Here is a 20431-nt window from a genome sequence, read left to right as displayed (position 1 = left end):
CTTCCTTGATGACGTTGAGATTAAGACAGCTTCATTGGCAGATCGTGTAATCGCTGGCCTGTTGCAGCAAACACGGCGTTTGCGACAGCGGGCGCGATCGGTGGTGTACCGGGTTCACCAACACCGGTTGGTGCTTCGGCAGATGGCACAATGTGTACCTCAATGTCTGGCATCTGCATTTCCCTTAGCACCAGATAGTCATGGAAATTTGACTGAACCGTGGCGCCATCCTGCAGTGTTATTTCGCTGACAAGCGCAGGTGACAGACCAAAACCAATACCGCCTTGCATCTGGGTTTTAATGATGTCCGGGTTGATAGCAACACCACAATCAACGGCACAAACGACCTTGTCGACAGTGATTTGGCCATTTTCTACGGTGACGTCGACAACCTGAGCAACAAAGGTGCGGAACGACTCATGAACCGCAACGCCGCGTCCTTTACCTTTCGGTAGTGGTTTGCCCCAGTCTGACTTTTCAACGGCCAGATTCAGAACACCAAGATGTCGAGGATGGTTTTTGAGCAGACCTCGTCGCATTTCAACAGGGTCTTTACCAGCTTTGTGTGCCAGTTCATCCAGGAAGGCTTCCGTTGAAAACGCGGTGTGGGTATGACCCACTGAGCGCCACCACAAAACAGGAACAGGTTGCTGAACGGTATGCAGTTCAACGGCTAAGTTGGGAATGGCATAAGGCAGAGTGGAAGCGCCTTCAACAGAAGATGAATCAACGCCATCTTTCACCATGAAGTCCTCAAATGCGGTACCTGCTGCGATCGATTGCCCAACAATACGTTGTTCCCATGCAGTGATGTTGCCTTCATCGTCGACGGCACCACGGATTTTGTGAATGTACATTGGGCGGTAATAACCCGCGCGCATGTCATCTTCACGCGTCCATACCAATTTTACTGGCACACCCGGCTGCGTTTTGGCAATCATTGTCGCTTCAACAACGTAATCTGCTTGTGGGTTGGCTCGACGTCCGAAGCTACCCCCAGCAAACAAGGTGTTGATGGTCACATTCTCCGGCTTGATACCAAGGACGGTAGCTACGGCAAACTGATCGATGGTTTGAATCTGGGCGCCATACCAAAGTTCAGCTTTACCATCGCCTGCCAGAACCACACAGTTCATAGGTTCCATTGGTGAATGGGAAAGATAAGGGAAATAGTAAGTGGCTTCGACAACATTGTCGGCGCTTTCGAGCACTTTACTGGCTTCGCCATCGTTGCGGGCCGTAAGGCCGGGCGTTTGGGCAAGTGCTGTGTATTCAGTTTTGAGCTGTTCAGTGTTCTTGGTGAACGCAGAGCGATCCCATTCGATCGACAATTTGTCGCGTCCCGTTTTTGCACTCCAGAAATCTTTTGCAATCACCGCAATACCTGTCGGGATCTGCACAACATCGACAACTCCGGGAGATTGCTTGGCTGCAGTGGCATCAAACGAAACGACTGTTGCACCAAATGCCGGTGGATGAGCGACTAACGCGGTCAGCATGCCGTCCAGTTGTACGTCCTGTGTGAATGTCGCTGTGCCGTTGCTTTTGCCTTTATCTTTTCGGGAGGTTCCTATTTTACCGATGATGGTGAATTGCTCGGGCGTTTTTAAGACCACTTGATCATCGGCAGGAACTGATTTCAGTGCTGCTAGCTCGGCCATCTCACCATAAGTTGCTGACTTGCCAGTACGAGAATGAGAGAGAGTGCTTTTGTTTGCCGTGATTTCTGAAGCGGGGACTTCCCACACTTTAGCGGCAGCGTTCACCAACATAGTTTTGGCTTTTGCGCCTGCCATGCGGAGCTGCATGAAGGAGTTTGCAATAGCAGTACTGCCGCCTGTACCTTGCACTGGGCCAAACAGTAGGTTGTTATATTCATTGGCGTTTGCAGGAGCAGCCTCTGTATAAACTTTGCTCCAATCTGCATCGAGTTCGTCAGCGGCAATGGTTGCTAAGCCCGTAGTCACTCCTTGGCCCATGTCCAAGTGTTTAATCACGATGGTGACTGTGTCATCTGAACCGACGCGCACAAAAGCGTTGGGTTCAAAAGGCTTGCCTGCTGTTTCACTGGCACCGGCTGCAACAGAAGGGAGGTGAACGCCTAAGGTTAATCCCGCACCGGCTGTCGACATGAGTTTAATGAAGTTACGGCGGCTGGTTCCCACCTGTTTAGTATTTTTTAGGAAAGCCGCTTCGGGCTGATAACCGTTCAGAAAATCACGCATGGTTCTATCCCTGTCTCAGTTCAGTGGCTGCTTGCTTGATTGCTTCACGAATACGGACATAGGTTGCACAGCGGCAGATGTTTCCGTTCATGGCCGCATCAATGTCTGCGTCGGTAGGGGATGGATTGCTGGCAAGTAGTGCGCTGGCAGCCATGATCTGGCCTGATTGGCAGTACCCACATTGCGGGACTTGTATCTCTTCCCATGCGGCTTGAACCGCTTTGGAAGCCTTTGACTCAATGCCTTCAATGGTGGTGATTTTCTGCCCTGCAACGGCAGATACCGGGGTGACACAAGAACGAATGGGCTGACCACCCATATGAACAGTACAGGCGCCACATTGTGCGAGACCGCATCCGAACTTAGTGCCTGTTAAGTTGAGGTTGTCACGAATGGCCCAGAGTAATGGGGTGTCCGCAGGTACATCGAGCTCAAGGTCCTGTCCGTTTATATTCACGGATACGCTCATGGTAGTCTCCTTTCGTACATAGAACGGCAGTGTATTTGGCTTTAACACACGTAACCGTGGTCATTAGCCTTTATTTACTATGTATTCAATTTGAGGCTAATGTTATCGAGATGTTCCAGAAGTCTTGCCTATTCCTCCGGAATATATAAGGAGTATCATTCTAAGTACGTATTTAGTGTCATAATCCTACGGTCGTGTAGACAATGTTTAGCAAAAGGTTAATAACATGGAATTCGTCTCGGCACTTGCAAAGCAAGTGTTTGAAAAAGTAAGAGGTGAGTGCGTTCAAACGTCTGACATAGAGGGTTTGAAGTTGTACGCGAGCTTAGAAAAGGTTGATTTGATGCCGATAGTGCTCCAGCCTTCAATTTGTTTTGTGTTGCAAGCAGAAAAGCACGTCTCTACGGGAAAGCAAGCCTTTGTCTACAGTGAAGATTCCTACCTAATTAACTCTGTTACGCGGCCTGTAGAAGCAAGCCTTTTAGATGTTAGTGAAGAGAGGCCTTATGTGGGTTTCAGTCTGGCTATAGACCAGCAAATGGTCGGCCAATTGATGATGGAAATGTCGCCTTGGCAGCAGGAAACCTCTTCGCTACCGCAGCGCGACTTTACTCAGTCGACCAAAATGACTCCGGCAATTGAAAACGTGGTGGCTCGATTGTTGGGTTTGCTGGATAACCCAATGGATCGCGACATATTAGCGCCTTCAATATTTAGAGAACTTTACTACGAAGTGTTGAAAGGGCCTGGTGGTGGATTGCTACGAAATTGCGTGAGTAACCATGCGGGCGCCAACCGTATTGCGCCGGTTGTTCATTACATTGAGCAGAACTTTGAAAGAAATTTGGCGATTGAGGAGATTGCGAGCGTGGCGGGAATGAGCGCTTCGACGCTTCATGAGCATTTTAAGCAGGTTACGACAGTTTCGCCGATGCAGTATGTGAAATCACTCAGGCTGCATAAAGCCAGGTCTATGCTTTCTTCAGGGTATCAAGTAGCGGAGGTTTGCTATGAGGTGGGTTACAGTAGTCCGTCTCAATTCAGCCGCGAGTTTAAGCGCTATTTTGGGTTTACACCAAGCGAAGCACGTTCTTTGGTTTCAACCATCGAATAAAAAGCGGACACCCGGCCCGCTTTTCATTCGATGCAATATGTAGATTAGAAATTAAAACTTACGTCGAAATAGAACTGCTCTTTGTAGAGACCATTAGCCCGATACGTCGCACCGACAGAAAGGATATCTGTTGAATGGAAGCGGCCCCCCAATTCGACGACAGAGCGTGTATCGTCTGAGTCAAAAGCAATCTGGCCGACAAGAATGTTAGCTTCGATTTGGGGCAGGACCCATGCTTTCGCGCCAACATTGACGCCGTAAGCTAATTCACCCCAATCGTGTTTATCATCATCTGGGAATTTCACGGAATAGACGCGTGCGTCGCCATGAATATCGACAAAACCGTTGACGGGGGCATGGAAACCAGCGCCGCCTGAAACAATCCAGTCCCCTTCAAACTGACTGCTACCGTTAACAATAAAGTGCGCACCATCCATAAAGGCCAACCGACCTGTCGCGCCAAGTCCGGAAGGGTTACTGGTAAATCCGACTTCTAAATTGGTGTAGCTAAAATTGGTCGCCATAGCGGCTGATGAAGTCAGAGTCAGAGCGGTAACAATCGCCTTGATAGAACATGATTTTTTTAAATTTTTCACAGCGTTCCTTGCAGCAAGCGTTATTTGCAACATGGCTTTGAGTGTATGGCTACCTGCGCGAAAACTTTAGTGACGATGCAAATAACTTTGACCGCCATTACAAAGAATTTGCTGCTAAACGATGGCGCTAGCATTTTTTTGCAATGACTATGATATCTTTGCCTTTCATATCACAGTTTCATACCTTTCGGATTCATCCATGTTATCTACCTCTAAAGCCCTTATGGTTCAGGGCACAACATCTGACGCAGGTAAAAGCGTTATTGTTGCTGGTCTCTGTCGCATTCTCTCTCGCCGGGGTGTAAAAGTTGCTCCATTTAAGCCCCAGAACATGGCACTTAACAGCGCTGTGACTCACGATGGTGGTGAGATTGGTCGTGCACAGGCCTTTCAAGCGTTCGCCTGTGGCATTGAACCGACCGTGCATATGAATCCTATTTTGCTAAAACCAAGCACGGACAGCGCTGCTCAGGTGATTGTTCAAGGAAAAGCGGTTGATGCCATGAATACTATTGGCTTCCAATCCTATAAAGCGTTTGCCATGCCGCCCGTGTTGGAGTCATTTGAGAAACTGACTGCTGAATACGACTGTGTACTCATCGAAGGGGCGGGGAGTCCTGCAGAGGTTAATCTGCGCGAGAATGACATTGCCAATATGGGGTTTGCGGAAGAGGCGGATGTTCCTGTAATCATTGTGGCAGATATAGATAGGGGAGGTGTATTCGCGCATTTGGTTGGAACTTTGGATTGTCTATCCCAATCAGAGCGGGATCGAGTGGTTGGTTTCGTCATTAACCGTTTTCGTGGGGATATCAGTCTTCTAGAACCTGGGCTGGATTGGCTTGAAGAAAAAACAGGAAAGCCGGTTCTCGGTGTTGTGCCATATCTTCAGGGGTTGATGCTTGATGCAGAAGATGCAATCGATACGAAACAGGACAACATCGATTCAAGCCAAAATGTCCTGAACGTGACTGTACCTGTTTTGCCAAGGATCAGTAATCACACTGACTTTGATGCATTGCGAGCCCATCCAAAGGTTAACTTGCAATATGTGGCGCCAGGAAAACCCATTCCTTCGTGTGATTTGATTGTAGTTCCGGGCAGTAAAAGTGTGATTTCAGACCTAAACAGCTTAAGAGAGTTTGGTTGGGACAAACAGATTCAAAAGCACCTGAGATATGGTGGCAAAGTCGTCGGTATTTGCGGTGGTTACCAGATGCTAGGAAAGCATATTTCGGATCCTCAGGGGCTGGAAGGACATCAATTGGATGCGGAAGGACTAGGTTATCTTGAAGCCACTACGGTGATCGAAAAAGAGAAAGTCTTGACCAAAAAGTCAGGGCATCTTCACTTAAATAACAAAGTGAGCTATGTCACGGGATATGAGATTCATATGGGTGTAACCACATCGAAAGGTGTGAACCTTGTCGCCTGTGATGAAGGTGATGATGGTCTTGTCAATACGGACAACAATGTCTTTGGGACATACTGGCATGGTTTGTTCGATCACCCAGAGGCGCTAGCACTCATTCTAGAATGGGCAGGTCTGGATGGGGAGAAAGGTATTGATTTAATAAAAGAAAAACAACGGAGTATTGATGTATTAGCGGATGCGCTTGAAGAGTATGTGGCTCTTGAACTTCTCTTCCCCAATACAGTTGAAAATTAATTGCTAGCACGATTATTATAATAGTCAATCTTTATGTGGCATAAAAATGTAGCTAAAAGCGTAAAAATAGGTTTGCACTCTCTTTGGAATGGCGATAAGTTAACTACAAATAAGTAGGTAATACGCACTGAACCAGTGAAGGTTGGTGTGAAGAATGTAGCAAGGGTGAATGAATGAGCTTCCATCAAACAGACGATGTCCGAATTAGTAAAATCAAAGAACTTCTGCCACCAGTAGCGGTGCTGGAAAAGTTTCCTGCGACTGAAAATGCGTCTGAAACGGTGTTTAACGCTCGTCAGGCAATCCACAATATTCTGAACGACAAGGACGATCGCCTTCTCGTTATCATCGGTCCTTGTTCAATTCATGACCCAGAAGCGGCAGTTGAATACGGTAAGAAGCTAAAAGTTATCCGTGACAAACTGAGTGACAAGTTAGAAATCGTAATGCGTGTTTACTTCGAGAAGCCTCGCACAACAGTAGGCTGGAAAGGCCTTATCAATGACCCGTACTTGGACAACAGTTTTAAGTTAAACGATGGCCTTCGTATGGGACGTAAGTTGCTATTGGATATTACCGACATGGGTCTTCCAACTGCAGGAGAGTTTCTCGATATGATCACGCCACAGTACATGGGTGATCTTATCAGCTGGGGTGCCATTGGCGCGCGTACTACCGAATCTCAGGTTCACCGTGAGCTAGCATCTGGTCTGTCTTGCCCGGTAGGCTTCAAAAACGGTACCGACGGAAACATAAAGATTGCGACTGATGCGATTCGTTCGGCAGAATCTCCTCACCACTTCCTGTCTGTGACTAAATTTGGACACTCGGCGATTGTTGAGACTGCAGGTAACGAAGATTGCCACATTATTCTCCGTGGCGGCAAAGAGCCAAACTACTCTGCAGATCACGTTGCAGCAATCACTGAGCAACTGGATTCCGCCAAACTGCGTAACAAGCTGATGATTGACTTCAGCCATGCAAACAGCAGCAAGCAATACAAGCGTCAGCTGGTCGTAGGTGAAGACGTAGCAAACCAAGTCGCTGGTGGTAACGATGCTATCTTTGGCGTGATGATTGAGAGCCACCTTGTAGAAGGGCGTCAGGACCTTATTGATGGCCAAGCGCCAACTTATGGCCAAAGCATCACCGATGCATGTATTGGCTGGGAAGATACTGAGAAAGTGTTAAATATTCTGGCAGATGCTGTTCAAGAGCGCAGAGCTGCCAAGAAGTAAGCTTAGCTAATTTCTTCATACATTAAACCGCCGAAGTTTTGTGACTTCGGCGGTTTTTTATTTGTCTTTTTGCCTAACCTATTCAAGTGTTTTCAACGCCTCGCAATGCCACTTTTATTCTTTAATTTGAGACTTATTACTTGGTGTTTCATAAAAAATCGCTTGCTATCAGCGGAACCCAAAAATAGGGTGATTTGAGACAAAATCAGCATATAATCGCGCAATCAAACTGTATTTAAACGGCTTTCCGATAGCTTTTCTTATTGACGCTATTTAAAACCAAAGAAAGCGCTTTCAAAAAGTGGTTTCGGAGATATATATCGTATGAGCTAAATTTGCTGAGTTTTAGCATAGCTAGGTAATATCACAACACGGAATTCACATATGGTTAACATTTTGCTATGTCACAACAAGTAGAAACAACAGCAGGTGAGCTTCACGACGCAAGGGAGAGCGTTCCAGTCATTCAGAAAGGGGCTTACGGCGCAGGTACGCTGACGCTTAACCTTCTTCCTGGTGCTTTGGGAGTATTCTCTTTCTTCCTGATTACCGCTTTCGGCATGGACCCTTTCCTGGCAGGTTTGTTAGGTGGTCTTCCACGATTGTTTGATGCAATCACGGACCCTATCATGGGTTTTATCACGGACAACACCAAATCACGTTGGGGTAGACGACGTCCTTACATTGTCGTTGGTGCGATCTTGAGTGGCGTGTTCTTTGCCATGCTTTGGCAGCTGGACCCTGAAGCATCACAAGAGTACAACTTCTGGTATTTCCTCATTTTCTCTTTGATCTTCACTATCGGTAACACTATGTTTGCAACACCGTTTGTTGGTCTGGGTTATGAAATGACCTCTGATTACAACGAACGTACTCGTTTGATGGCATTTGCAAATACTATGGGCCAGGTGGCTTGGATGATCGTACCTTGGTTCTGGGTACTTATCGCCGACCCTGATTTGTTTAGTAGCCAGGCCGAAGGCGTGCAGCAATTGTCACTGTTTGTCGCAGGTGCTTGTATCACTCTGGGTATTCTTCCTGGTCTGTTCTGTAAAGGTATTGATGCTTCAGACATGGGTAACCGCGCTGAGATCTCTTTCAAGACGATTTTCTCTAACTTGAAGGAAGTCTTTAAAGGCATTAAGCAAGTTTTCAAAAACAAACCTTTCGTTCGTCTTTGTGGTGCAACCTTCTTGGTCTTTAATGGCTTTCAGCTTGTTGCGTCATTCAGCTTCTTCATCATCGTGTTCCACATGTTTGGTGGTGACTATGGTGCAACAGGTACGTGGCCTGCATGGTTCTCTACGGTAAGCGCGATTGTTACCGCGTTTGTTGTTATCCCTGTAATTACCTGGATGGCAAACAAATGGGGTAAGCGCAACGCGTTTATTATCTCCACTGCTATTTCAATTGTTGGCTATGGCCTGAAATGGTGGGGCTTCGACCCAAGCAATCCTTGGATGATCTTTATGCCTATTCCACTGATGTCTTTCGGTATCGGCGGTCTGTTTACTCTGATGATGAGCATGACAGCTGACGTCTGTGATATGGATGAGTTGGACAACGGTATGCCACGTAAAGAGGGTACATTTGGGGCGATTTATTGGCTGATGGTGAAAATTGGCCAAGCGCTGGCGCTCATCCTTGGTGGTTTAGTGCTTAAAGTGGTTGGTTTTGACCCAGGTGCTGGTGCACAGTCTGTTGAAACCATCACGAACCTTCGTTTGGCAGATATCATCATCCCAGCGTCTACTGCGCTCTTGGCTATTCTTGTCATGTGGAAATATGACCTGAGCGAAGAGAAAGCGCGTGCAATCAAGCAAAAACTGATTGAGTTACGTGGCGAGCTATAAACAAAAAATATTCATTGAAAAAGCGAGGCTCTGGCCTCGCTTTTTTGTTGTGAATCTACCGATCAAATCGCTTGGATAAAGTCCTGCGCTTTCAGTCCGTTCATATCTCGGATGATTTGTTCGAAGATTTTGCTGGAAACGTCAATCAACGCATCCGGGAAATCATAGTGAGGGTCGTGCAGCGGAGGATGCTCCACACCACTACCGAGCCCAAAAAACGCAGATGGCCAGGTTCGGGAATATTCAGAAAAGTCTTCAGACCAGCGCATGGGTTTATCGAGAACATTGTAATCAAACCCTAGCTCTTTACTGGCTTGCTTCAACAGCATATTTGCTTCACTGTGATTAATGGTGGCATTGAACTTATCAAACCACTTGATAGTTATATCTAGCCGATCTCTTTCTGCATAGCGTCCCGCAATGTTTTCCACCTCGCAACACAGTGCTTCAAAGCACTTGTTGCTATCACTTCTCAGTGTGGCCATTAAAGTTGCTTTTGCTGGGGTTGTACCAAAAGCAGGCTGTCCCAAACTCACATGAACGATGGTAGCTAGTGAAAAACTACCCGATGCTTTTTGGGGTAATTGTTCGATCTCGAGCATTAGTTCTCTTAGCGCCCGAGTGGGGTTCAATGCGGTTTCAGGATAAGCTGCGTGAGCCGTTTTCCCTGTCAGCGTGATTGAGACACCGGCAGAAGCACAGGCAAATGTGTTTTCACGACATAGTATTTGCCCAAGTGGGTGCCCCGGCACATTGTGATAACCAAATGCGTAATCGATTTTGCCTTTGGACCAACTGTCATCATCTAACATTGCGCGAGCACCCTGACCATTTTCCTCTGATGGTTGGAAAATCAGGGTAACTTTTCCCCGCTGGAGAGAGGACATCGATAGACGGTAGGCCAACGCCATTAGACTTGCAGAGTGACCATCGTGCCCACAGGCGTGCATGATGCCTTGAGTACAAGAACAATGAGTGTGAGAAGCGACTTCATCAATAGGAAGTGCATCGGTATCAGCACGGAACAACAGGTGAGGGCCGGGTACGCCACTTTCAATCGTTTGTACTATCCCATAACCACCGATATTCACCTGAGGATCGTAGCCAAAACTTCGCAAAGTATCGGCAATTAGTTTTGCGGTATTTTCTTCGAAACCAGAGAGCTCAGGTGCTTTATGTAGTTGGTGTCTAAACAGGATAGGGTTGAACATGATTCCCCCAAACAACCGGAAATAAGCTCCACACTCTACGCGTTGAAGCACGCTATTTATGTGATCAAAGTCAGATCTGTAAGGGGATGGTGATCAGAGTTGTTATTCGTTCTGTTTGTGCTTAATGGGCAAAAAAATGGCAGGTAAAAACCTGCCATTTTCAGTAGGTAATGTCGCGTGAAATTACTTGCGGATACCTTCCACATGCAGCTCAAGATCAACATAGCTTGAAGGACCCATCACAGCGATGTCGTAGTCTTTAAGCTCCAAACGTGTAGTACCTTCGAAACCTGCACGGTAACCACCCCATGGGTCACTGCCTGCGCCAATAAAGTTTGCAGCGATAGAGATAGGGTTGGTTTTACCATGCAGAGTTAGATCACCATTAATTGTGATTGAACCGTCGCCATTGTCTTCTACAGATGTACTCTTAAATGTCGCGGTAGAAAACTTTGAAGCATTGATGAAATCACCAGAACGAAGGTGTTTGTCACGCTCAGCATGGTTTGAATCCAGGCTAGTCGTGTCAATGTTTACAACGACGGTTGACGCAGCAAGGTTTGCTGGGTCGTAAGAGAATTCACCGTCAAAGTTGTTGAATCGGCCTTTGATGAAGCTGTATCCAAGGTGCGGAACTTTGAAGTTAATAGACGCGTGCGCACCACTGGTGTCGATCACGTAATCGTCCGCAGTAGCCATTGTTGGCAGCATGGTTGCCGCAGCGAATCCCAGAGCAACAAGTGTCTTTTTCATAGCGATTTGTCTCCAATCATTTTCCGTAATGTATTGTCTTTATCTATAAAGTGGTGCTTTAACGCCGCCGCCGCATGAAGAATAGCAAGGCCGATCAATGTGAAGGCTGCGTAGTAGTGAATCGCGCCTGCAATATCCGACTGGTTAGGGAAGAGTTCGCCAAGGGCGGGTACTTCAAACCAATCAAATACTTCGATAGGCCGACCATCAGACGTGGAGATCAGATAGCCAGACGCGAAAATGACGAACAGCAAAACGTAGATAAAATGGTGAGCCGAATGAGCCGCAGTGCGTTCTAAGCGATTTCCCTCAATGCCCGGCGTCCCTTTTACAGTTCGCCAAAGCAATCTGAATACAGTCAATGCAGCGAGAAGAATACCGATTGACTTGTGCAAGTAGGGGGCGGTTTTGTACCAACTGCTGTAGTAGGTCAGATCAACCATCCATAAGCCAACCGCAAAAAGGCCAATAACGGCCAAAGCTGTCAGCCAATGGATAGTGCGCAGAACCGCATTGTATTGCGTGGGTTGTTCCATCTTCCGTTCGTGTCCAATGTAGTAAGTTAATGAGAATTATAATCATCATTAAATGTAGGTGAACCGGATACAACTGAACGACTTATTCGAAAATCTTGATGGAACTCTTAAAATTAGGGTGAATTACTCCTCTTGCTGCCAACTCAAACTCAGTGAGACTGAATCGGCAAACCGCAGAGCGTGAGGCTTGTCGATGGTCACACTAGCATAGGTCACCCAGTGGTGAGAACGTGAAATATCCAATACGCTGGAAACCAATTTTTCTAACAACAGGAATCGACCATTTTCGACATGATCAATGATCGACTTGGTGATCACTTTGTAATTCAAAGCCTCTTCAACGTTGTCGTTCATGCACGCCTTGTCGCCAGGGTAATGTATTTCAATGTTGAGGACGACATCCTGCTTCTTCTGTTGTTCTTCGGGGTTGAATCCGATGTAAGTACGCAGGCGAAGATTTGTAATTTTGATAATGGCATTTTGCATAGCGCATCCTCCGTTGTTTATTTGAGTGCCCGGCCGCCATCCAAATTGATGCTTTGGCCGGTCATATAATTGCTGTTCATGATGAATTCCACGGCGTTGACGACTTCTTGCTCGCCGGGAGCGATAGCCATAAGTGACTTGGACAGCGCTTTCTTTTTGTAAGCCTCGTCGTCCCCTTCATTAAACATGATAAGTGCTGGTGCAATGCTGTTGACTTTGACACCCGGGGCCAACTTCTGGGCAAAAGAGAGAGTCATGTTATCCAATGCGGCTTTACTGGCTGAGTAAGCAATATGCTTCTCGCTGCCTTTGCGTACCACATAGTCAGTGAAGTGGATAATGTCTGAATCGGCTGGTGAATCAGATGCCATGAATGGCGCCAGAGCTAGATTGAGCAGGTAGGGTGTTTTTACATGTATTTGCATCATGTCATTTAACAATGCCGCATAGTCATCAGTCTTGCTTTCCGCATTCCAATCAGACGCATTGTGGATCAGCGCACGTATCTCAACATTCAGCTCAGCGATCTCCCGGGCAAACTGATGGATTGCACCATCAGAAGAGAAGTCAGCTTGGATACAGGTTATACCTAACTCTCTTAACGCGGTGACCCCTGGCTTCTCTGAGCGATAAGACGCGATCACACGATACCCTTTTGAGCGAAAGTGGCTAGCAAGCGCGAATCCGATTCTTTGCCCTGCACCAGTGATCACAATTGTTTCTTCAGTCATATATTTCTAGTTCTAGGGCTTATTAACGTTTGATGTGCGGTTCCCAATACGGACACAGTTCAAAAAAGATCAGAATTGGGAAATGATAATTTTAAAATCAGTGAGTTAGATTCTAGCAGAACAGTGAGAGAGGGAAGGATGCAAAAGAGCGTATTGGTGGCTGGCTCACATGGAACGATTGGGAAAGCCGTTTGTGAACGATTGAAACTGGCAGGATACGAAACGCTGACAATCAGTCGCGCTCAGGAAACGTCACTCAGTCACCTCAATATTGCCATGACAGAGCCGGAAAGCGTTGCAGCGATGTCGAATTGGTTAAGTGAGCGAATGAAAAATCTTGTCGGTGTGATTCATTGCGCAGGCTTCCTTCATGAGGGTGACAAAGGACCAGAGAAGAACCTTAAGCAACTCAATGCGGACTGGTTACATCAATCAATACAAGTGAACACAATGAGTCATGTCCATCTGGCTCAGGCTCTGGATAGTTTAATTCGACGACGTTCTGAGTTGCGTTGGTTGTCGCTTAGCGCCAAGGTGGGCAGCATTGAAGATAACGGTTTAGGCGGGTGGTATAGCTACCGAATGTCCAAAGCGGCATTGAACATGTTCATAAAAAACTTATCTATTGAATGGGGAAGGCGCGCATCAGGCACTTCTGTGATAGCCATGCACCCGGGAACGACACCAAGTGCGCTCTCAGAGCCTTTCACCCGGAACTGGCCGAAACACAAGCTCTACAGTCCGGAATTAACGGCAGAGCGAATTGTTTCTGTATTTGAAAGTATGTCTGCTGAAGGCACGGGAAAACTCTATCATCACGATGGAAGCGTTATTCCCTGGTAGTTATTGCAAAGGGTAGCGGCGAACATCAATAACTCTTTTTGACCAGTAAGGATTGTCGACGCGGGAAATAGTGACTCCTTTAGATGAAGATGCGTGCATGAATTCTTTCTCACCGATATAAATGCCAACATGGTATCGACTTGAACCGGTTTTAAAGAAAATCAGGTCACCGTGTCCTGCATTGGCTAGTGTGATTTTGTCTCCCATCTTAATTTGTTGTCTCGTCGTTCTGGGAAGTGAATGTTCATAAACAGCTAAAAATACTTGTTGGATAAATGCTGAGCAATCAATACCGCGTTTAGAGGCACCACCGTAGCGGTATGGTGTGCCTTTCCATTCTTTAAAATAAGCAAATAGTGCATGGCTCTTTGAAGATTCAAATGAAGAACCAGATGGAGCGAACGTTCCGGGACGGTTTGTCTCGTAATGCGATGAGAAATTAGAGTCATTACCATCAGGTGTCGGCGATTCACAACCCACCAGTAAAAAGCTGGAAAAAAGGCCAGTTATGAGAATCCAATTTTTCGGCATTGTCACTTCCATCGATTTATGGGTTCTGGACCAAACAGAGTATCTGCGTTCTTTTCATTACTACTCGATGATGCATGATATCTAATGAGTTTATTGACAGAAAAATAACCGTGCAATGACGAAAGGCTTGCGGTGTCACAGAATTCTCAAGTCTGGAACTCTATGCAGCGGTTTGGTTCCTGCGTACATACCACTCGGTAATATAATCCGCTAACGCAAGCACTGCAGGCTCGTTGGCACCGGGCTTGATGGCCAACCCATTGGCAATGGCGGTTTCGAGAGAATTGCAGTTTATCCGTTCGAGTAAATCCATTTTGTCTGTGACTGAACAGGCAGCTATGAGAGAAACAGCCATACCGGATTCAATGGCTGCATTCAGACCGTGGAAATCAGCGGCGGTCAGCACAACTTGGTGTGAGACATTTGCGCGGTTTAGTAGCTCTAGCGCTAAGCGTCCCCAACGACAATCACTTTCAATCGCAACGGGAAGAGGCTTGTCTTTGCAGTAGCTGACGTGACGAGATTTTGCCCACACAAGTCTTTCAGTAGAAAGCTGAGTGACGGGGTAACTTTCGTCGTGAATATTGACTAAAGCCATATCCAGCCGACCATCCTGAACTTGCTTTAAAAGTCGCTGACTACTGTTGCTTTGCACAGACAATTGAAGGTTGGGATAACGCTCGGTAAAGCCGTTAAGTACACGGCGAAAAATGAGGTTAACGTAATCATCGCAAACCCCGAATTTAACCATGCCATTCATATCTGGGCTGTGAAAATGAGAGATTGCCTGATCGTTCAGGTTGAGCATTTGCCTGGCGTAGCTAACTAAAGTTAAACCGTGGGAAGTTAAAACATGTCGTCTTCCTTGCTTTTGGAATATCGCGACTCCAGCCAATTCCTCCAATTTCTTCATTTGCATGCTGACCGCTGATTGCGTTCTATGAACGCTATCAGCGGCAGCAGCGAAGTTTCCGCAATCAGCTATCGCGACTAAAGTGCGGAGTTGGTCGATATCGAAGTTTGTCATTACTTCAGCTCCCTTGAAGTATTAAGCAAGAAATATTGGCTTTTCTTAATAATTAAATTGATTAAATATTGAGCTGTCAAGAAGGAAAACAAAAACGACGTCAGGGGAGAGTAGGTATGGCAGTTAAAACTAGTGATAACGATTTAATCAATGAAGACAGGCAAGGCTTAAGCAAAGTAGTGTATAGAGGCGGATTGCTAGCCAAGTTGGTACAAGCCGTGTGGCACTTCAACCGAAAACACTATTTGATTCAAGATTTATCCAAAAACCTAGATGATCAGCGTTTTTTGCAAGACGTTGGTTTGACGAGAGCACAGGTAGAAAAAGAAATTAAAAAGCTTCGCCGCAGTAAACCTTTTTAAGAATCGAGTCCTTGGATACTTCCGCATATCCAGCCGCACGCCAATCTGGTGCTGCGGTATTTTTTATCTAAACCCTGGGTGATTGGAAGATTCTGTCAACTGAATGTTGAGTAATGAGTCGACCTCTTTTTATTTGTACCGTTAATACAAATGCAAAAATCACATGCTGAAATTTGCATCGTAAAACGTGACTGAGTCGAAAAAAAGCAGATAAAGGGCTGTCCTGAAAATTTGTCATGCCTGAATGGTATTTACTACACTTGTAGTAACCCAATGAATGTGAAATGGTTTTTGCCTTATCCGTCGATGTGGTTTTTGACAAATGCTTTACAAGTGCGACTCGGATATGTGATTATAGTCACCATTGAGGTCGAGTTTGCCCGATTGGTTGGGTTGGAATTGCGACGCGATACAAATTATTGAACGATAGAATACTAAGCATTATCTTTGTCGTTCAGTAGCTTTTAAGCATCACTTGGTAGAGTTTTTCTCATAACAATAAGGTTTGTTGAAGAGCAAACTATTGGACACAAACAGTCATCGGGAATTGGTTTGGCCGCCGACAACCCAATGATTGGTCCAACTTTGGCGTTACTGCATAGCTGGACTTTACATTCGCTTGCTGCGTGAAAAGTCAAAAAGTAACCTATACCCGGCTTCCATGGACCGGGTTTTTTATTGTCTGACGCAAAAGCAGAGGCCCAAATTAGACATAAAAAAAGCCAGACATCAGTCTGGCTTTTTCACTGAACGTGGCGACTTACTCGCTTTTCTCTACCGCTTCTTCCGTTTTCTCTGCAATCACTGCAAACTCGCGGGTTGGTTTACCAACAATTGAGCGTGTAGGCTCTTTGACTTCAGCAAGAACGACTTCGATGGTATCGCCCAACTGGAACTCTTTGACGCCATCAATAGAGATAGTGCCCATATCACCATTACATTCAATGCGCTTCTTGTTATCGACAATTAGCGGTGCAGGAATAAATGCCATCGCACCGTTTTCCAACAAGTGTACACGCATACCTGCACGGTTGATGTCGAAGATTTCTGCTGTAAAGGTGGTTTTCTTGGCGACGCTATCTTTTAGCAGTCGGACATAGAGCCAGTCAGCCACATCGCGTTCAGCCATACGATGATGTCGACGATGAAGGGCTAGCTCCTCGCCAATCATCTCGTCAGGCGTAGTTGCGGCATTTTCACCACGGATAATCGCTTTCAAGAGGCGGTGGTTTACCATGTCGCCATATTTACGGATTGGTGATGTCCAGGTCGCGTAAACATCAAGACCCATTGCGAAGTGAGGCCCAGGGGCATTACCAATCTCGCTATAAGATTGGTACTTGCGAATACGGTTATCCAGATAACTGGTTTCCTGTTCGTTCAGCCAACGACGAAGAGCACTGAAACCTTCGATAGTTTCGAGCTGTTCAGCTGAAACGTTGCCATCATTGTTGTTGATGAGCTCAACTGCGTCAGCCATCTTCTCTGGAGAGAAACCAGCGTGGGTGTTGAATACGCCAAAGCCAAAGTGTTCGCGAAGCGCACGACCAGCACAAATGTTTGCGGTGATCATCGCTTCTTCAACCATGCGATTTGCGATACGGCGAGGGTCTACGTGGATAGCAACAACATCATTGTCTTCGCTCAGTTCAAAACGGTAGTCTGGGCGATCTGGGAAGGTCACTGCATTGGTTTCACGCCAAGTCATGCGCGCTTTTGCCAGTGCATGTAGTGCATTCACCTGTTCTGAAATGATGCTCGTTGGCTGCCATTTGTCACACAAACCCGTTTCCAGCAAATCGGAAACATTATCGTAAGCCAGACGGCCCTGAGATTTAATGGTTGCAGAGAAGAATTGTGCATCTTCGATGATCGTGCCGTCAGCCAATACCGTTACGCGGCAACACAGTGCTGGACGAACTTCTTCTTCACGCAGTGAACACAGATCGTCACTCAGTTGGCGTGGCAGCATTGGAATGTTTCGACCCGGTAGGTAGATGGTGAAACCGCGCTCACGCGCTTCTTTATCTAGGTCAGTGCCTTGTGCCACGTAAGCTGTTGGGTCAGCAATGGCGATAGTTAGAGTAAAGGTTCCGTCTTCGTTAGCCACTGTGTGCAGCGCGTCATCCATGTCTTTAGTGGATTCGCTGTCGATAGTAATAAACGGAAGGTGGGTCAGGTCTTCTCGAACCAATGACTCGTCCAGCATCGCCCAGTTATCTTGTGGTGCTGGTTCTTGATTTGGCAAATCATGCTTTGCCAGTGTTACCCACCAAGGGGCAATTTTGTCATCTGAGTCAGTAATTTTTTTACTGATCTCGCAGAAGAAGTTGTTGTCGCCGTTCAACGGGTGCTGGATAAGAGTGGCTACAACCCAATCACCTTCAGACAGCGCATCACGGCTAAGGCCTTTCTTAGTCTTTGCTCGGATTGCATCTTTGATTTGAGGACTGTCCGGTACGACATTCAGCTTGTCGCGAATCATTTTTACCCGGCCAATGAAACGTTCTACCGATTGTTCAATCAGTTCGTCTGGCTCTGCCACTTCTTTTTCTTTTTCAGTGCGGATAAGCGCGACGACCTTGTCACCGTGCATGACTTTTTTCATGTATGCAGGTGGGATGAAGTAGCTGGTTTTGTTGTCTACCTCTAGAAAGCCGAAACCTTTTTCGGTTGCTTTGATAGAGCCTTCCTTCTTCGGAATGGTCTCTTTAATTTGCTGTTTTAGCTGTGCAAGTAATGGATTGTCTTGAAACATTAGCCTGGTCTCAGATTGTGAACCGCCACACTATACGGATTCACTAACTCAAAACCAAGTCATCACTCATTAAACCTACGTGACGATATCTTCTAAGACACAGCACAAACTGAGAGCTAAGTCAGCGAAATGAAATAACAAACTCTATTTCTATCGCAAACTTGATGTAACGGAGAGGATAAATGCGACATTGATGACAAAATAATTGTTCGTTAAAAAGGAATTACGGTTTGGCATATGGAAAGTGCTGAAGTTCATGAGAGAGGCACAGCCGAAGATGTCTGCAGCGCGCTGGATAAATGGTGCGAAGACATTTTCAGTCGGTTAGTTTGTCAGAATGGGATTAGTAATATCGCGCTTTTTGTCTGGGTTGATGATGACTTAAAGCTTGCAGCCAGTCAGACTCAGGATGTATTCAACTTCTATTCTTCCTTTAAGCCCTGTGAAGAATACAGTGGTTACTACATTGATTGGGAATCTCTCGCTAACAAGCATGAACATCAGTTCTCATTTATTTCCGAGTTGCCTTTTAACGGTGGTTGGCAGCAAGACGGTCAACTTTGGGAGCATGCTGTCATTCCTCTGTATAAAAGAGAGGAGAGGCTAGGCTATTTGCTGGTGGAGTCTATCACACAAACCCGCGAACGAGCGCTTTCAGTGCTTGATTTCAGTTGGCTACTGGAAAACGCCGATACACACCTTAAGTGCAAGATTCTGGCGCACAGGCTAAACCAACAGAATATCTATCGTCGAAAGAGTGAATTAGACTTCGCTCTGGATAAACACACGCTCGCGTCACAACTTACCTACCTACAGAATCTTCATGAGATTTCACTTCGATTTACTAAAGCGACAACCATCCATTCGCTGTGTCGGATAGCTGTTGAACTTGGCAGAGACAAGCTTCAGGTAGACAGGATGGGCATTTTCCTCTGCGACATGGAATCTCACAAAATGTGGGGGACTTGGGGGACTGATCCACAAGGTAATGTTGTTGACCGTTCTGAATTCTGTCAGGAAATGCCAAAAACCCTGTTTATGGAAGAGGCGTTCACTAAGAAGAATCAGCTTATCGTGAAAGAAAACGTCCCTCTATATTTCGGCAAAGAGCAAGTAGGTATTGGCTGGAATATCATGATGGCGATGTGGAATGGTGATGAATGCATTGGTTGGTTGGCTGGTGATAACCTTCTCTACGGTTCACCACTGGACGAGCCTAAAAAAGAAGCACTAAAACTGCTAGCTGCTTCGGTTAGCCAAAAGATTGTTAAAGTGAGAGAGACAGAAGCATCTAACGTGCGGTTTGATGAACTCATATCAGTGAACAGTAAACGGGAATCAGAATTAAAGGCATTAAAACATAAACTGTTTGCGAAGAAGCGGAATGAGCGTTGGATGAACCTTTGCGATGCTGATACGGGCTTGCCAAATGAGCAGGCATTACAAATGGCATTGCCCGGTCTCTTTAAACAGGCGAGAAAAGAGAAACAGCGCGTTGCTGCAATTGCCATCGATATAGATTGTTTTGATGGGTACAGAAAGTTCTATGGAGAATCGGCAGCGACAAATTTGGTAAAAAAAGTGGCTGACGTTCTTGAAAGGCAAGCGGGGACATTGCTTCCTGGCATTCTCAGTTACCAATCATCAGGTACGTTTTTTCTTCTTTTACTTCATGACGATGATTTGATGCTGCGAGAAGTGGCAGAAAATATGGTGCATGCCGTTTACCATCTCAATATCCCCAACAAGAATTCGCCAGGTTACCAGCGAGTAACATTAAGTGTGGGAATGACACTCACGTCTATTTCACTGTTTACCCAGAAATTGAAAATTATGAAACGGGCAGAAAAGCTTAAAACGACGGCGGTAAAACTAGGACAAAACCGCGTTTGCCTCGACTAAGAAGTCATACTCTTAGGAAATTGGTTGCCTGAAATAACAGCAAATTGTTGCGGAAATAAGCTTTTGCACTCAAAAAGCCATCAGTCGTAGAAAGAATTGTGAACTTGTTCAATTTTTTCTGGATTTT

General features: G+C 46.1%; 18 protein-coding genes. 7 read left to right on the top strand and 11 right to left on the bottom strand.

Translation table 11 applies throughout. The features are described 5' to 3' along the window. Nucleotides 1–20: 20 nt before the first annotated feature. Both K6Q96_RS21040 and K6Q96_RS21035 read right to left on the bottom strand, forming a co-directional pair. Nucleotides 21–2225 carry a xanthine dehydrogenase family protein molybdopterin-binding subunit gene (locus K6Q96_RS21040; protein ID WP_251879837.1) on the bottom strand — a complete coding sequence of 735 codons (2205 nt, stop codon included), beginning with the start codon at nt 2223–2225 and terminating at the stop codon, nt 21–23. A 4-nt stretch (nt 2226–2229) separates the two neighbouring features. Next, nucleotides 2230–2694 (bottom strand): (2Fe-2S)-binding protein, encoded by a 465-nt coding sequence (locus K6Q96_RS21035; protein ID WP_251879835.1) that lies wholly within the window; start codon nt 2692–2694, stop codon nt 2230–2232. Between the two features lie 226 nt (nt 2695–2920). Here K6Q96_RS21035 and K6Q96_RS21030 point away from each other — a divergent pair, with 226 nt between their 5' ends. Continuing rightward, complete coding sequence (locus K6Q96_RS21030; RefSeq protein WP_251879833.1) at nt 2921–3808, top strand: AraC family transcriptional regulator; 888 nt, start codon at nt 2921–2923, stop codon at nt 3806–3808. A gap of 44 nt (nt 3809–3852) precedes the next feature. On the opposite strand, the gene K6Q96_RS21025 is transcribed toward K6Q96_RS21030, so the two are convergent. Further along, entirely contained in the window at nt 3853–4404 is a 552-nt protein-coding gene (locus tag K6Q96_RS21025) for a hypothetical protein (RefSeq protein ID WP_251879832.1), read from the bottom strand. Nucleotides 4405–4603: 199 nt separating this feature from the next. Here K6Q96_RS21025 and K6Q96_RS21020 point away from each other — a divergent pair, with 199 nt between their 5' ends. The 3 genes from K6Q96_RS21020 (at nt 4604) to K6Q96_RS21010 (ending at nt 9164) form a co-directional block, all read left to right on the top strand. Beyond that, complete coding sequence (locus tag K6Q96_RS21020) at nt 4604–6073, top strand: cobyric acid synthase (RefSeq protein ID WP_251882367.1); 1470 nt, start codon at nt 4604–4606, stop codon at nt 6071–6073. Nucleotides 6074–6246: 173 nt separating this feature from the next. Continuing rightward, nucleotides 6247–7311 (top strand): 3-deoxy-7-phosphoheptulonate synthase AroG, encoded by a 1065-nt coding sequence (aroG, locus tag K6Q96_RS21015; protein ID WP_251879830.1) that lies wholly within the window; start codon nt 6247–6249, stop codon nt 7309–7311. A gap of 401 nt (nt 7312–7712) precedes the next feature. Next, complete coding sequence (locus tag K6Q96_RS21010) at nt 7713–9164, top strand: MFS transporter (RefSeq protein ID WP_251879828.1); 1452 nt, start codon at nt 7713–7715, stop codon at nt 9162–9164. Nucleotides 9165–9226: 62 nt separating this feature from the next. Here K6Q96_RS21010 and K6Q96_RS21005 read toward each other — a convergent pair whose 3' ends face one another. The 5 genes from K6Q96_RS21005 to folM all read right to left on the bottom strand — a co-directional run bounded on the left by K6Q96_RS21005 (nt 9227) and on the right by folM (nt 12881). Further along, nucleotides 9227–10375, bottom strand: a complete 1149-nt coding sequence (locus K6Q96_RS21005) for an amidohydrolase (protein WP_251879827.1) — start codon at nt 10373–10375, stop codon at nt 9227–9229. A 183-nt stretch (nt 10376–10558) separates the two neighbouring features. Then, entirely contained in the window at nt 10559–11128 is a 570-nt protein-coding gene (locus K6Q96_RS21000) for a YceI family protein (protein WP_251879825.1), read from the bottom strand. Further along, nucleotides 11125–11664 (bottom strand): cytochrome b, encoded by a 540-nt coding sequence (locus K6Q96_RS20995; protein WP_251879823.1) that lies wholly within the window; start codon nt 11662–11664, stop codon nt 11125–11127. Before K6Q96_RS20995 ends, K6Q96_RS21000 begins: the two co-directional genes overlap by 4 nt. A 123-nt stretch (nt 11665–11787) precedes the next feature. Next, nucleotides 11788–12150, bottom strand: coding sequence for a dihydroneopterin triphosphate 2'-epimerase (gene folX / locus K6Q96_RS20990; RefSeq protein WP_251879821.1), 363 nt, complete (start codon nt 12148–12150; stop codon nt 11788–11790). Between the two features lie 17 nt (nt 12151–12167). Beyond that, nucleotides 12168–12881 carry a dihydromonapterin reductase gene (gene folM / locus K6Q96_RS20985; protein WP_251879819.1) on the bottom strand — a complete coding sequence of 238 codons (714 nt, stop codon included), beginning with the start codon at nt 12879–12881 and terminating at the stop codon, nt 12168–12170. A gap of 138 nt (nt 12882–13019) precedes the next feature. Between folM and K6Q96_RS20980 the strand changes: the two genes are divergently transcribed. Further along, nucleotides 13020–13724, top strand: coding sequence for an SDR family NAD(P)-dependent oxidoreductase (locus K6Q96_RS20980; RefSeq protein WP_251879817.1), 705 nt, complete (start codon nt 13020–13022; stop codon nt 13722–13724). Here K6Q96_RS20980 and K6Q96_RS20975 read toward each other — a convergent pair whose 3' ends face one another. Together K6Q96_RS20975 and K6Q96_RS20970 are read right to left on the bottom strand one after the other, a co-directional pair. Further along, on the bottom strand, nt 13725–14255 hold the full coding sequence (locus tag K6Q96_RS20975; RefSeq protein WP_251879815.1) for an NlpC/P60 family protein: 531 nt from the start codon (nt 14253–14255) through the stop codon (nt 13725–13727). Nucleotides 14256–14415: 160 nt separating this feature from the next. Beyond that, a complete protein-coding gene (locus tag K6Q96_RS20970; protein ID WP_062664420.1) occupies nt 14416–15282 on the bottom strand; it encodes a LysR substrate-binding domain-containing protein in 867 nt (288 codons plus the stop codon). A gap of 116 nt (nt 15283–15398) precedes the next feature. On the opposite strand from K6Q96_RS20970, the gene K6Q96_RS20965 reads away from it, so the two are divergent. Further along, complete coding sequence (locus tag K6Q96_RS20965; protein ID WP_251879813.1) at nt 15399–15644, top strand: DUF1127 domain-containing protein; 246 nt, start codon at nt 15399–15401, stop codon at nt 15642–15644. A gap of 760 nt (nt 15645–16404) precedes the next feature. On the opposite strand, the gene K6Q96_RS20960 is transcribed toward K6Q96_RS20965, so the two are convergent. Then, nucleotides 16405–18402: an exoribonuclease II gene (locus K6Q96_RS20960; protein WP_251879811.1), complete on the bottom strand. Its 1998-nt coding sequence runs from the start codon at nt 18400–18402 to the stop codon at nt 16405–16407. Between the two features lie 237 nt (nt 18403–18639). On the opposite strand from K6Q96_RS20960, the gene K6Q96_RS20955 reads away from it, so the two are divergent. Continuing rightward, nucleotides 18640–20304, top strand: a complete 1665-nt coding sequence (locus K6Q96_RS20955) for a GGDEF domain-containing protein (RefSeq protein ID WP_251879809.1) — start codon at nt 18640–18642, stop codon at nt 20302–20304. Nucleotides 20305–20431 lie beyond the last annotated feature (127 nt).

This window comes from Grimontia kaedaensis, assembly GCF_023746615.1.
Taxonomy (GTDB): Bacteria; Pseudomonadota; Gammaproteobacteria; order Enterobacterales; family Vibrionaceae; genus Enterovibrio; species Enterovibrio kaedaensis.
This window is presented reverse-complemented; position numbering and strand designations above follow the sequence as displayed.

Bases quoted from the DNA above. Each gene is read 5' to 3' on its own strand.
- aroG (WP_251879830.1), top strand. From the start codon at position 6,247: ATGAGCTTCCATCAAACAGACGATGTCCGAATTAGTAAAATCAAAGAA.
- K6Q96_RS20980 (WP_251879817.1), top strand. From the start codon at position 13,020: ATGCAAAAGAGCGTATTGGTGGCTGGCTCACATGGAACGATTGGGAAA.
- K6Q96_RS21020 (WP_251882367.1), top strand. From the start codon at position 4,604: ATGTTATCTACCTCTAAAGCCCTTATGGTTCAGGGCACAACATCTGAC.
- K6Q96_RS20955 (WP_251879809.1), top strand. From the start codon at position 18,640: ATGGAAAGTGCTGAAGTTCATGAGAGAGGCACAGCCGAAGATGTCTGC.
- K6Q96_RS20970 (WP_062664420.1), bottom strand. From the start codon at position 15,282: ATGACAAACTTCGATATCGACCAACTCCGCACTTTAGTCGCGATAGCT.
- folX (WP_251879821.1), bottom strand. From the start codon at position 12,150: ATGCAAAATGCCATTATCAAAATTACAAATCTTCGCCTGCGTACTTAC.
- K6Q96_RS20995 (WP_251879823.1), bottom strand. From the start codon at position 11,664: ATGGAACAACCCACGCAATACAATGCGGTTCTGCGCACTATCCATTGG.
- K6Q96_RS20965 (WP_251879813.1), top strand. From the start codon at position 15,399: ATGGCAGTTAAAACTAGTGATAACGATTTAATCAATGAAGACAGGCAA.
- folM (WP_251879819.1), bottom strand. From the start codon at position 12,881: ATGACTGAAGAAACAATTGTGATCACTGGTGCAGGGCAAAGAATCGGA.
- K6Q96_RS21000 (WP_251879825.1), bottom strand. From the start codon at position 11,128: ATGAAAAAGACACTTGTTGCTCTGGGATTCGCTGCGGCAACCATGCTG.
- K6Q96_RS20960 (WP_251879811.1), bottom strand. From the start codon at position 18,402: ATGTTTCAAGACAATCCATTACTTGCACAGCTAAAACAGCAAATTAAA.
- K6Q96_RS21030 (WP_251879833.1), top strand. From the start codon at position 2,921: ATGGAATTCGTCTCGGCACTTGCAAAGCAAGTGTTTGAAAAAGTAAGA.
- K6Q96_RS21010 (WP_251879828.1), top strand. From the start codon at position 7,713: ATGTCACAACAAGTAGAAACAACAGCAGGTGAGCTTCACGACGCAAGG.
- K6Q96_RS21035 (WP_251879835.1), bottom strand. From the start codon at position 2,694: ATGAGCGTATCCGTGAATATAAACGGACAGGACCTTGAGCTCGATGTA.
- K6Q96_RS20975 (WP_251879815.1), bottom strand. From the start codon at position 14,255: ATGCCGAAAAATTGGATTCTCATAACTGGCCTTTTTTCCAGCTTTTTA.
- K6Q96_RS21005 (WP_251879827.1), bottom strand. From the start codon at position 10,375: ATGTTCAACCCTATCCTGTTTAGACACCAACTACATAAAGCACCTGAG.
- K6Q96_RS21040 (WP_251879837.1), bottom strand. From the start codon at position 2,225: ATGCGTGATTTTCTGAACGGTTATCAGCCCGAAGCGGCTTTCCTAAAA.